At 63.4% G+C, this 11757-nt stretch carries 14 protein-coding genes and 1 pseudogene; 6 read left to right on the top strand and 9 right to left on the bottom strand.

All coding sequences use genetic code 11. From position 1 onward, the window contains the following. Positions 1-9: 9 nt before the first annotated feature. Together AC1DYW_RS02435 and dapE are read right to left on the bottom strand one after the other, a co-directional pair. Positions 10-642, bottom strand: coding sequence for a transporter (locus AC1DYW_RS02435; protein ID WP_457152934.1), 633 nt, complete (start codon positions 640-642; stop codon positions 10-12). A 2-nt stretch (positions 643-644) separates the two neighbouring features. Then, positions 645-1838: a succinyl-diaminopimelate desuccinylase gene (dapE, locus tag AC1DYW_RS02430; protein WP_457152928.1), complete on the bottom strand. Its 1194-nt coding sequence runs from the start codon at positions 1836-1838 to the stop codon at positions 645-647. Between the two features lie 116 nt (positions 1839-1954). On the opposite strand from dapE, the pseudogene AC1DYW_RS02425 reads away from it, so the two are divergent. Continuing rightward, positions 1955-2993: pseudogene (locus AC1DYW_RS02425) on the top strand (2-dehydropantoate 2-reductase). Here the strand turns inward: AC1DYW_RS02425 and AC1DYW_RS02420 are convergent. The 4 genes from AC1DYW_RS02420 to dapD all read right to left on the bottom strand — a co-directional run bounded on the left by AC1DYW_RS02420 (position 2896) and on the right by dapD (position 5331). Beyond that, a complete protein-coding gene (locus tag AC1DYW_RS02420; RefSeq protein WP_457152929.1) occupies positions 2896-3669 on the bottom strand; it encodes a hypothetical protein in 774 nt (257 codons plus the stop codon). The pseudogene AC1DYW_RS02425 and the gene AC1DYW_RS02420 sit on opposite strands and share 98 nt — an antisense overlap. A 13-nt stretch (positions 3670-3682) precedes the next feature. Then, on the bottom strand, positions 3683-4075 hold the full coding sequence (locus tag AC1DYW_RS02415) for a DUF805 domain-containing protein (RefSeq protein ID WP_477224995.1): 393 nt from the start codon (positions 4073-4075) through the stop codon (positions 3683-3685). Then, on the bottom strand, positions 4053-4406 hold the full coding sequence (locus tag AC1DYW_RS02410; protein ID WP_095083461.1) for a DUF805 domain-containing protein: 354 nt from the start codon (positions 4404-4406) through the stop codon (positions 4053-4055). The genes AC1DYW_RS02415 and AC1DYW_RS02410 overlap by 23 nt, the downstream gene beginning before the upstream one ends. A gap of 70 nt (positions 4407-4476) precedes the next feature. Continuing rightward, entirely contained in the window at positions 4477-5331 is an 855-nt protein-coding gene (gene dapD / locus AC1DYW_RS02405) for a 2,3,4,5-tetrahydropyridine-2,6-dicarboxylate N-succinyltransferase (RefSeq protein ID WP_457152930.1), read from the bottom strand. A 229-nt stretch (positions 5332-5560) separates the two neighbouring features. Here dapD and AC1DYW_RS02400 point away from each other — a divergent pair, with 229 nt between their 5' ends. After that, positions 5561-6400: an LOG family protein gene (locus AC1DYW_RS02400; protein ID WP_457152931.1), complete on the top strand. Its 840-nt coding sequence runs from the start codon at positions 5561-5563 to the stop codon at positions 6398-6400. A gap of 158 nt (positions 6401-6558) precedes the next feature. Here the strand turns inward: AC1DYW_RS02400 and AC1DYW_RS02395 are convergent, their stop codons facing one another. Continuing rightward, positions 6559-7266 (bottom strand): pyrimidine 5'-nucleotidase, encoded by a 708-nt coding sequence (locus AC1DYW_RS02395; RefSeq protein ID WP_457152932.1) that lies wholly within the window; start codon positions 7264-7266, stop codon positions 6559-6561. A 161-nt stretch (positions 7267-7427) separates the two neighbouring features. On the opposite strand from AC1DYW_RS02395, the gene AC1DYW_RS02390 reads away from it, so the two are divergent. The 3 genes from AC1DYW_RS02390 (at position 7428) to AC1DYW_RS02380 (ending at position 10026) form a co-directional block, all read left to right on the top strand. Further along, positions 7428-8189, top strand: coding sequence for a GGDEF domain-containing protein (locus AC1DYW_RS02390; RefSeq protein WP_477224994.1), 762 nt, complete (start codon positions 7428-7430; stop codon positions 8187-8189). A 200-nt stretch (positions 8190-8389) separates the two neighbouring features. Further along, positions 8390-8590 carry a hypothetical protein gene (locus AC1DYW_RS02385; RefSeq protein WP_477224993.1) on the top strand — a complete coding sequence of 67 codons (201 nt, stop codon included), beginning with the start codon at positions 8390-8392 and terminating at the stop codon, positions 8588-8590. Further along, positions 8587-10026: a GMC oxidoreductase gene (locus tag AC1DYW_RS02380; RefSeq protein ID WP_477224992.1), complete on the top strand. Its 1440-nt coding sequence runs from the start codon at positions 8587-8589 to the stop codon at positions 10024-10026. The genes AC1DYW_RS02385 and AC1DYW_RS02380 overlap by 4 nt, the downstream gene beginning before the upstream one ends. 112 nt (positions 10027-10138) lie before the next feature. Here the strand turns inward: AC1DYW_RS02380 and AC1DYW_RS02375 are convergent, their stop codons facing one another. After that, a complete protein-coding gene (locus tag AC1DYW_RS02375; protein ID WP_184872957.1) occupies positions 10139-10306 on the bottom strand; it encodes a hypothetical protein in 168 nt (55 codons plus the stop codon). A gap of 95 nt (positions 10307-10401) precedes the next feature. Between AC1DYW_RS02375 and AC1DYW_RS02370 the strand changes: the two genes are divergently transcribed. Next, positions 10402-10884 (top strand): MarR family winged helix-turn-helix transcriptional regulator, encoded by a 483-nt coding sequence (locus AC1DYW_RS02370; RefSeq protein ID WP_477224991.1) that lies wholly within the window; start codon positions 10402-10404, stop codon positions 10882-10884. Positions 10885-10888: 4 nt separating this feature from the next. On the opposite strand, the gene phhA is transcribed toward AC1DYW_RS02370, so the two are convergent. Beyond that, positions 10889-11725, bottom strand: coding sequence for a phenylalanine 4-monooxygenase (gene phhA / locus AC1DYW_RS02365; protein WP_477224990.1), 837 nt, complete (start codon positions 11723-11725; stop codon positions 10889-10891). Positions 11726-11757: the final 32 nt, after the last annotated feature.

The raw sequence follows: 11757 nt of genomic DNA, 5'->3' as shown, positions 1-11757 counted from the left end.
CATAAGGCGCTATCCCGAGATGAACCCGGAAAGGCTCTGAGACCCGACATCGTCCGGCACAGAGATGCCGAGCAGCGCCTGCAGGCCGAACAGCGCCAACAGCGAAGCGATGAACATGCCGACGAAAACGGCGGAGCCGATGGCTACGCCCTTGCCGATTGTGGCGTTGGTCATGCGCCAGGTCAGCACCATGGACAGGGCAAACAGCAGCAGCGACACAAGGCTCGAAACCTGGCTTGCCGACGACAGGAAAAGTCTGATCAGCGCCGAGGGCAGCATCAGCCAGGCGGTGATGGCCGAGGCCCAGTTGCTGGCGACGACATAATGGACGAAGCGGCCGCCAATGCCAGCGCGCGGCGCGACCAGGGCCAGAGCGATGAGCGGCAGCACCCAGGAGCCTATATCGACCGTCGCCAGGCGCAACAGCATGCTGAAGCGTCCGGCAAAGGCCTCGGGATCGCCGATCTCGTTGGCGATACCGACCCACCCGACGATCAGAGCCGGTGCGGCAACGATGATGGCGAAAAAGGAATTCCAGAAGCCGTCGGCCGACAGGTCGAGCAGGCGCAGGCCGTCGGCCTTGCCGAGCATCAACCGCCAGGCGCCCGTCAGCGAAGCTTGGGTTTCGTCCGCTGAAAGCATGCTCATGCCTGCCCGAACCAGTCTTCGATGAAGCGCTGGTAGATTTGGGTCAGTGTTTCGAGATCGGCAATGGCGACGCGCTCGTCGACCATGTGCATGGTCTTGCCGACCAGGCCGAACTCGACCACCGGACAATAGTCCTTGATGAAGCGCGCATCCGAGGTGCCGCCCGAGGTCGACAGCGTCGGCTCCTTGCCGACCGCCGACCTGATCGAACCGCGCAGCGTTTCGATCAGCCTGTCGTCACGGGTCAGGAAGACATGGCTCGGCCGGTCGCGCCAGACGAGGTCGTAGTCGACCGGCGTCTTCTTGCCCTGCCGGTACTTCTTGCGTTTGGCCGCCTGATCGAGCCGGTTGTGGATTTCCGCCTGCACGGTCTCGGCCGTCCAGGTGTCGTTGAAGCGGATGTTGAAGGTCGCGGTCGCCTTGGCCGGAATGACATTGGTGGCCGGGTTGCCGACGTCGATGGAGGTGACCTCCAGATTGGTCGGCTGGAAGTCCCTGGTTCCCTTGTCGAAGACAGGATGCAGCAAGGCATCGACCAGGCCCATCAGGCCGCGCACCGGATTGTCGGCAAGCTGTGGGTAGGCGACATGGCCCTGGCGGCCGTTGACGGTGATGGCGCCCGACATCGAGCCGCGGCGGCCGATCTTGATCATGTCGCCAAGCGCGTCCGGGTTGGTCGGCTCGCCGACGATCGAGGCATCCCATTTCTCGCCCCTGGAAGCCGCCCATTCGAGCAGCTTGACCGTGCCGTTGATGGCCGGCCCTTCCTCGTCGCCGGTGATCAGCAGCGAGATCGAGCCTTTCGGGCCGCCATTGTTCTCGACATGGCGCGCCACCGCAGCGATGAAACAGGCAATGCCACCCTTCATGTCGACGGCGCCCCGGCCATACATCTCGCCGTTGGCGATTTCGGCGCCGAAGGGCGGATGCGTCCAGGCGGCTTCGTCGCCGACCGGCACCACGTCGGTGTGGCCGGCGAACATCAGATGCGGGCCGTTGCCGGAACGCCTGGCATAGAGGTTTTCGATGTCCGGCGTGCCATCTTCCGAAAACACCGGCCGATCGACCAGGAAGCCGAGTGGTTTCAGCATCGTCTCCAGCGCTGTCAGCGCGCCGCCTTCGGCGGGCGTCACCGAAGCGCAACGGATAAGGGCGGCGAGGTTCTCGGCGGGATCGGTCGGCAGCGTCATGGCAAAAGCGATAATCGAAAGCGGCGGGCCTGTCACGGCCAGACATAAGGGCCAGTGATGGCGCCGACATTATGGTTTTCATGTCGTATAGTTGCGGGGCGGTGCGGAGCGACGGGATGGCAAACGCGGACAAGAGGATCGTCATTGCCGGCGCCGGCAGCATCGGTTGCTATGCCGGCGGCTGCCTGGCACTCGCCGGGCGCCGGGTGATCCTGCTGGCGCGGCCGCGCATCGAGGCGGCGTTGCGGCAGCGCGGACTGCGGGTCAGCGACCTCCAGGGCCGCGACCGCATGATCGCGCCGGACGCGCTTGTCGTCACCGCCGATCCGGCTGTCGCCCTGTCCCAGGCGGATGTGATCCTGGTCACGGTCAAAAGCGGCGCGACGCAGGATATGGCAGACCTCATCAGGGCTCACGCCCACCGCGATGCGGTGGCGATCAGCCTGCAGAACGGCGTCGACAATGCCGACAGGCTGCGCGCCGGGCTCGACGGCCGGACGGTGCTGGCCGGCATGGTGCCGTTCAACGTGGTGCAATCCCCGGACGGCGAGTTGCCGCTGCGTGTGCACCGCGCCAGCGACGGCAAGGTGATGATCGAAGACGGTGATGCCGGCCTGGCTGGCCTTCTCGGTGTCGAAGGGTTTGCGGTCGAAACCCATGGCGACATGAAGGCCGTGCTGTGGGGCAAGCTGCTGATGAATTTGAATAACGCGCTGGTGGCGCTGTCCGGCCTGCCGTTGGCGAGCGAACTCGCCGACCGTCGCTGGCGGATGATCCTGGCCGGCCAGATCGACGAGGCGCTCACGGCGATGAAAGCGTCCGGCATCGAGCCGGCGCGGATCGCCGGCTTGCGGCCGGCACTGCTGCCGAAGGTGCTCGGGCTGCCGGACTGGCTGTTCGGGCTGCTGGCGCGGCGCATGCTGGCGATCGACCCACATGCGTTCGTCAATGTGGGACGATCTTCAGCGCGGCAGGCCGACGGAGATCGGCGAACTGCAAGGGTCCGTGCTCGGCCTTGCCGAACAGACGGGTACGCCGGCGCCCCTGCTTAAAAAGATTACCGCCTTGGTGCGCGCGGCGGAAGCGGAGCGGCTTGGCTCGCCGGGCCTGGCGCCGGAGCAGGTTGTTGCGCCGGATGGGCCTCGATCAGCGTGATCTTCTGCCAGATTTTCCGCGACAGGTTGGACGCCAGGTTCTCGATGTCGTTGACGCCGTCGATGACCACGTCGTCATTGACCGACTGCGCGAACAGCGCGGCGATCTTGCCGGTGATCGACAGCATTTCGGAGCAATAGTCGAGGTAGCGCGCCAGGTCGGCGGCATTGGTGATGCGGGCCGGTGAGTGCGAGGTCGGCTTGAAATTGGCCGAGAGGGCCGCCGGATCCTTGGTCAGCTGGTGCATGTCGATGACATGGATCAGCGACCGCAGGCCGTGCAGCTGGCGAAACACCCGCTTGCGCTTGATGCGCTCCTCGGTACGGACCAGCGCCAGGAAACCGAGCACGGCGAGGATCATCATGTTGATCGTGGCTTCGATGCCCTGCACCGACTGAACCGCGTCGTCGGCCTGGGAGATGTGAATGAGCGGCAGGATGGTGCCGACAAACAGGAAGACCAGCGCGCCGGCGACAACGGCGGCGACGATGAGCCCGCGCAGCCACCAGATCGGCGCCTCGAGCGCCTGAGCCGCCTTGGTCAGATCGCGCGACAGTGACACCAGTTCGGCGGCGACGCCGCGTAGTCCCGCGTTGGGAAAACGCTCGGCGACGCGGCCCTCCAGCCGTTCGGCGGTGTCGATGATCAGTTTCGGATCAAGCGTGCGGTAGCGCATGTCCGATCGGCCCTCAGGATTGCGCCGGCTCGTTGGTGCGCCGGCCATAGCGATTGGGCCCAGGCTGCCCTGGAAACAGACACAACACAAGGAAGGCGACGATCGAGACCACCGGCACGAACAGGATCAGCGCGGCAATGCCCGGCTTGTCGAGGTCGTGCAGCCGCTTCACGGCCAGCGCGATGTTCGACCATAGCGAAGCGATGAAGGCGATGAAGAAGATGAACGACCACATGTTGCTCTCGGCCGAACCTTCCGGCACCAGCGTGAAGCGGTAGAGCGGAAAGGCCTGTATGATGGCGACGAGCAACCCGCCAAGAAAATAGGCCGCGCGACTGACGCGGCCCGATGTTTTGAAGAAAAGCCAGGTGGGATCTGATCTGTCAGGCAAGCGGGTCCGGTCCATATTGATTGGCGCCCTTGGCGCCTTCGAGAATGCCGCACTCCACCAGAAACCAGATCCCGCCGATGATCGGCACGAGGATGATCAGGCTCCACCAGCCGGACTTGCCGCGATCGTGCCAGCGCTTGGCGTAGACGGCGAAGATCGAATAGAGCATGGCGAGCGAGTAGAGCAAATAGATAAAGCCGTAGGGCATTTGGTTGAACGTCGTGCCGAGTATGTTGTCGAGGATCGTCGCGATGATCCCGCCGACAAAGACAACGCCGACACAAGCCCAGAACTTGGCACGGTTGATGCGACCCTCGTAGCTGGTCAGCAGATACTTCCAGTCCATGTCACCCCTCCATCAGTCACGCGCGACTCATTGTCGCGCCGGCGGAAGGTGCGTCCGTTTCCGGGAAAGATCAATCGCGCAGCAATTCGTTGATCGAGGTCTTGGAGCGGGTCTTGGCGTCGACCCGCTTGACGATGACGGCGCAGTAAAGACCCGGGCCTGGCTCGTTGTTCGGAAAAGGCTTGCCAGGCATCGACCCGGCGACAACGACGGAATTCGGCGGCACTTCGCCGTAGAAGACTTCGCCAGTGGCGCGGTCGACGATCTTGGTCGACTGGCCGATGAACACGCCCATGCCGAGCACCGAGCCTTCTCGCACGATACAGCCCTCGACCACTTCCGAGCGCGCGCCGATGAAGCAATTGTCCTCGATGATGGTCGGGCCGGCCTGCATCGGCTCCAGCACGCCGCCGATGCCGACGCCGCCCGACAGATGCACGTTCTTGCCGATCTGGGCGCAGGAGCCGACCGAAGCCCACGTGTCGACCATGGTGCCGCTGTCGACATACGCGCCGACATTGACGAAGGACGGCATCAGCACGGCGCCCGGCGCGACATAGGCGGAACGGCGTACGATCGACGACGGCACGGCACGGAAGCCCGCCTTCTCGAAGTCGACGGCGCTCCAGCCGTCGAACTTCGACGGCACCTTGTCCCACCACACGGCCTGGCCGGGACCGCCCTTGATGATCTCCATCGGGTTGAGCCGGAAGGACAACAGCACGGCCTTCTTCAGCCACTGGTTGACATGCCATTTGCCGTCGGCCTGCCGCTCGGCGACGCGAGCGGTGCCGCGGTCGAGCAGGTCGAGCGCCGACTGGATGGCGTCGCGGGTTTCGCCACGGGTCGCCGTCGAAATCGCGTCGCGTTCCTCGAAGGCCTTCTCAATGGTCTTCTCGAGGCTCGCCAGATCGGGCTTCGACATGAATTTGCTCCATTACCAAGCTGTTAAGGGGCTGCGCCTTACCCTGTTTTGAACGTCGCGCGGACCCCTGGGCAGGCTTTGCCCGCCTGGGTCTTTGCATGTAGCAGGTTCTTGTCGCAAAACCGCCGGACACTTTTGCGGAACCTGCTTATGTTAAGGCTCAATGGGGGTCAATCGCGGCTGCGCCATGGGACGGCGCAAGTGAAGAAATTGGACGGGTAAGGTAACTATGACTCCTATGGAAAAGGCGGGGTGGACGCCGCTGCCGCATTCGGATGAGGATCTGGAGCGGTCGAAGAGCGTGCCGGACACGCCGCAGACGCGTGCCGAGACCTACCGGCTCGCCTGGAACGATCCCGAGTTCATGACCAGGCGCGAACTGCGCGCGGTCAGGCTGCAGCTCGAACTCCTGAAGCCGGAAATGATCCTGGCCGAACGCGGCATCCGCTCGACGGTGATCCTGTTCGGCGGCGCACGCCTGCCGGAACCCGGCGGCGAGGCCTGGGCGGCCAAGAACGAGACGCAGAAGAGGAACCTCGAGGAAAACAGCAAATACTACGAGGAGGCGCGCAAGTTCGCGCGGCTGTGCTCGCAGCAGTCGGCTGCGTCATACTACCGCGAATATGTCGTGGTGACCGGCGGCGGGCCCGGCGTGATGGAAGCCGGCAATCGTGGCGCCGACGACGTCGGCGCGCCATCGATCGGGCTCAACATCGTCTTGCCGCACGAGCAGGCGCCGAACGCCTATGTGACGCCGGAGCTCTGCTTCAACTTCCACTATTTCGCCATTCGCAAGATGCATTTCGTCATGCGCGCCAAGGCGGTCGCGGTGTTTCCCGGCGGCTTCGGCACGATGGACGAGTTCTTCGAGACGCTGACCCTGATCCAGACCGGGCGCATGGAGCGCGTGCCGGTGATCCTGTTTGGCAAATCGTTCTGGAAACGCGCGATCGATCTCGATTTCCTCGCCGAACAGGGCACGATCAGCCCCGGCGACCAGGACATCATCGATTTCGTCGACACCGCCGACGAGGCCTGGGGGATCATCAGCCGCTTCTACAATCTGTGAGAGCACTGACGGTTCGAGGTTCATCGAGATTCAGGTCAGGCCGAGCCGAAAACGGTGGGTTCCGAGAACCGGAGCGGAACGTACGTTCGGGTACGTGAGCACCGGAAGCGCAGGAAGCCGCCGTTTGCAGGCCGGCATCACCTGAATATCCATGAACCTCAGGCGGTGACCTCGACGATCGCGGTCAGGAAGCCGGCGAGGTCGTCGGTGACGAAATCGACATCATCCTCGTTGGCCGGGTCGCGCTCCCATATCTCGGAAAAGGTCGGCTCGAAATTGCGCGGCACGACGAGCACCGTGGTCATGCCCAGTGACTTCGGCACCGCAAGGTTGCGGGCAAGGTCCTCGAACATCACCGCATTGTGGCCGGTGACGGCGTGGAGTTCGGCGAATTTCTCGTAGGTCTGGCGTGCCGGTTTGGGGTTGAGCCCGGCGGCGACGATATCGAAGATGTCGTCGAAATGGTCGAGGATGCCGAGCTGGCGCGCCGTGCGTTCGGCGTGCCTGCGGTCGCCGTTGGTGAAGATGAACTTGCGGCCCGGAAGCTGTCGGATGGCGGTGCCGAGAACGGGATCGGGCACCAGCCACGAATAATCGATGTCATGCACCTTCTCGAGGAAATCGTCGGGGTCGATGCCGTGGCGCGTCATCAGCCCGTTCAACGTCGTGCCATATTCCAGATAGAGCTCCTTCTGCAGCTTGCGTGCCTGCTCGCGCGGCAACGCCAGCAGTTCGCCGACATAGGCGGTCATCTTGACGTCGATCTGCGAGAACAGATTCGAATGATGCGGATAGAGCGTGTTGTCGAGGTCGAACACCCAGTCGGTGACATGAGCGAAGCGGGCGGGGTCAGGCAGCGTGGTCATGCGCTCCTTATGGCATGAAACAGACATTCTGAAAGAGACTTTATCCACAACTTATGCGCGCCGAGAGTCGCGGAAATAGCGTCACCCTTCAAATTTTAAGCATCCGGGAAAGGTACCCTTCAGGGCTTGCTGGCACAGAGGCAGACCTGTGGGAGCACGCGATGAATAGCATAATTTTGAGATCCGCCGCCGTTGCTTTTGCCTCTGTCGCAGCCTCTCTCCTTTTGACGCTGATCATCGTTCCGGCGATGGGATTTCCGGTCAACCGCGCGATCTGGCTGACCACCACGCTCTGTCCGCTGGTCCTCGCCTGGGTCGCCAGCGCAAGCACTTTCTGGCAAAGCGACAGGCTGAAAAGCGCCCATCGCGACCTTGCCCGAGCCCATGCTCAGCTCGCCGCCGCGCATCGTCGCCTAGCGGACAAGGCGAGCCGCGACGACATGACCGGTATGCTCAACCGGGAAAACTTCTTTGCCGCCCTCGATGGTTCCCGCCGCAAGTCCGATCGCGGGGCGCTGCTGATCATCGACGCCGACCACTTCAAGAGGATCAACGACAATTTTGGCCACCTGACCGGCGATGACGCACTGCTCTTGATCGCCAGCGCGATCGAACGCGGTGTGCGCAGCGGCGATGTGCTCGGCCGCATCGGCGGCGAGGAGTTCGGCGCCTTGCTGATCGGCGCCACCGAGCAGGAGGCCAAGCGCGTCGCCGAGCGCATTCGCCGCGAAGTCGAGCTGATCCGCTTCCGGCCCGTCGACGAGCGGACCGTTCCGCTCACGGTCAGCATCGGCGGAACCGTCTGCGGCGAGGACATCAGCGTATCGGACCTGATGCGCGCCGCCGACCGGCGCCTCTACCAGGCCAAGCACCGGGGCCGCAATCTGACGATCCTTGACACGGACATTTCCGAGGCGGCGTGATCAGGCCGCCGATCCACTGGATCCGCCCGTTAAGGAAATCCTAACCCTGTTCACACTCGGTTGCGCCGTTTACCCGGTTTTCGCTGCTTTGCGGGTAGCGTGGCACAATACTGGCTTCTGCCGCGATGCATGTGCCGTTCCGGGACCCGTCGTTCAGGTAACGCCATGCGCCGTCGAAGCCCCCACCCGAGAGACCAGTCATGAGTTTCTTCATCAAGAAAATATCACGCCGCACGATCGTGCAGGCGTTGATCGCACTGCCTGCCCTGTCCCTGTTCCGCACGCTGCCTGACGCCGATGCATCCCATGCTGCCCCAAACCGAGCCGACCCGACACGGGCCGATCCGAACGAGATCGTCGAGATCAATGGCTGGATCCTGAAGCGGAGCGATCTGGTATGATCTTCGACAGCTATGACGCGTTTCGCGCCGCGAATTTCACCGCCAAGGTCTGCATCCTCGGCTCCGGCCCGGCCGGCACCACCATTGCCCGCAAGCTTGGCGCTGCCGGCATTCCGGTCGTGGTGCTGGAGGCCGGCTCGCGTGAATTCAGCGACGAGTCGCAGGATTTCTACCGTGGCACGACGGTCGGTGATTTCTACTTCGATCTCGACGTCACCCGGCTGCGGTTCATGGGCGGCAGTTCGAACCACTGGGCAGGCTGGTGCCGCGTGCTCGACAAACAGGATTTCGAGCCTAAGGCCTGGGCGCCCGACACGGGTTGGCCGATTCGCCGCGCCGACATCGAACCCTATCTGCCGGAAGTGCACGATATCCTCGAACTTCCCGGTTTCCGGCCGGACGTGCCGGTCTCCGACGACATTCGCTGGGTGCAGCTGATCAAGAGCCCGGCGGTGCGCTTCGGCGAGAAATTCGCCGACGAGCTCGACAAGAGCGGGAACATCGCGGTCGTGCTCAACACCTACGCCACTGAACTTGCCGGCGACGGCAAACGCGTGACGGGCGCTAGGCTGTGGTCCAACGGGCAGGACGCCGGCGCCTTCAGCGCGGACTATTTCATCGCCTGCACCGGCGGACTGGAGAATTCGCGCCTGCTTCTGTGGTCGAACCAGCGCTCGAACGGCGGCGTCGTGCCGAATGCGACGGCGCTTGGCCGCTACTGGATGGAGCATCCGACCTTCGAGGGCGGCAATGCCATCCTGGCCGACTATGGCGAGTTCGAGGTCGATGCCGTCAACGAGGTCTTCTTCTCGCCGACGCTTGCCGCCATGGAGCGGCTACAGATCATGAATTTCGGCATCAGGCTGATCGAGACGCCGTATCCGGGCGTCAAGAGCCTGATCGCCGACCTCGCCTGCACGGCGCCAGACATGGCCGAATGGATGTCCGCCAAGCTCAGCCAGAATCTGCGATGCGCGGCCCAGCTCTATGTCGCCTGGGAACAGGCGCCGCTGGCCTCCAACCGGATCGAACTGTCGACGACCGATGTCGACCATGCCGGCGTGCCGCGCATCGAGCTGCACTGGAAGAAATCGGAGCTGGAACACCGCACCCTTCTCGAAGGGCTTAGGCTGTTCGGCACGACGCTGATCGAGAAGAATCTCGGCCGGGTGCGCATTGCCGACTGGATCACCAATGGCGGCGACTACCCGACCAACGACGAGACGGCGGGCCATCATCATATGGGTGGCACGCGGATGGGCACCGACGTCACCACGAGCGTTGTCGACGCCAACTGCAAGGTGCACGGCATGGACAATCTCTATGTCGGCGGCTCCTCGGTGTTCTGCACGTCGGGCGAATGCAATCCGACGACGACGATCACCGCTCTGGCCTGCCGGCTGGGTGACCATCTGAGCAAGGTGGTCACCGTCTGACGGTTCCACGGGAGCCGGCGCCAGTGATGGCGCCGGCTGATGTGCGGCATCGATTTTTTTACGCAATTCCCTGAGGGAAAGCGCTACGCGCCTTTCCCGGAATTGCTCTAGCTCAGAAGCCGTAGACGGCGATGCGCACCAGAACCGCGGCAGCGGCCAGCGCCACGAGCAAAATGCCCAGGCCGATGGGAGATCCCCATCCGTACCATTCCATGGCCAGCTTGGCATATTTGAACTCTTCCTCATGCGAGAGGGGCGTACGCTGTTGAATCAAGCTCATTTTTTCACTCCATGATGGCGGCCGGCTCTTGCCTTGTGGGCGCTGCAACCGCATATTGTTGAGATAGTCTAAATGTTAGACAGATTGATAGTTAGATGGTCGAAATAAATTCGTCAAGCGAGAATCGGACCGAAATGACGACGGCCATCGGCCTTGCCATCATGCAATGGCAGGACGCGACGCAGGCCTATGACGAGGCGGTGGGGCTGAGGCTGGGGCTGAACATGGCCGAACGCCATTGTATCGGCCTGCTCCATGGCGGCCCGCAATCGGCCGGTGCGATCGCCACCGCAACCGGACTGACGCCGGCGGCTGTGACAGCGCTGATCGACCGGCTGGCGGCGCGCGGCCTGCTGACGCGCACCCGTAGTCTCGAGGACAGGCGCAAGGTGGTAATAGAGGCGACCGAGGCCACGCGGGACCTGTCGGCGCGCTATTATGGCGCCATCGCGAAGGAGGGCGAAAAGGTCATCGCGACCTTCAGCGACGCCGAGCTAGCGACCATATCGCGCTTCGTCAACGCCGCCCTCGACCTGCAGCGCGCCCAGCTGGCACGGCTGAAGGCCGAGGCCGGCTGAACGGTCAAACCGTCGCCGGGTCGAGCGCCGGCTGGCCCTTGCGGCGCGCGACGATCGCCTCGAAATCGGCAGTCTGGAAGGCATCGCGCAAGGCGTCGAACGACGGGAGCACGAAATAGGCGCGCTGGAATTTGTCGATCTCGTAGCCGGTGCGCATCACCGTTTCGAGGTCGAACGGCACGTGGTGGGCGTCCTTGCCATCGACGGAGAACTGCAACTCGGTAAACGACGACATCAGGCCGGCCCCAAAGGCCTTCAGCTGCTGGCCGTTCTCCTGCATCAGGCCATATTCGGCCGTGTACCAGTAGAGCCGGGTGATCATCTCGTCGCCGCCCAGCGCAATGATGTCGCCGGCTTTGCGGCCATACATCTGCATGAAATCGGCAAACACCGGCTGCGACAGCACTGGTACGTGGCCGAAGAAATCATGGAACATGTCCGGCTCGACGATGTAGTCGAGCTCCTGCCTGGTCCGCAGCCAGTTGGTGACCGGGAAGCGGCGATTGGCGAGATGGTCGAAGAAAGGTGCGGCGGGAATGAGACCCGGAACGGCGACGATCTCCCAGCCGGTCAGCTTGCGCAGCTTGGCGCTGACGTCCTCGAAATCGGGGATGCGGTCGAGCAGGCCGAGCTTCTCGACGCCGTCGAGATAGGAGTGGTGGGCGAGCTTCCGCGTCAGTTTGGTCTGGCGGTCGCACAGCGTGCGCCAGACCGCCTGCTCCTCGGTGCTGTAATCGTAACCCTGCGCTACGGTGAAATCGGCACGGCAAACCGAATAGTCGCCGCGCAACCCTTGCGCCGCGCAGTCGCGGGCATATTCGGCAACGCTCATCGTCGTCATGGTCTTCTCCCTGCAAGTCATGAATGGCGGAC

It is taken from the genome of Mesorhizobium sp. P2_D5 (assembly GCF_056404355.1).
This window is presented reverse-complemented; position numbering and strand designations above follow the sequence as displayed.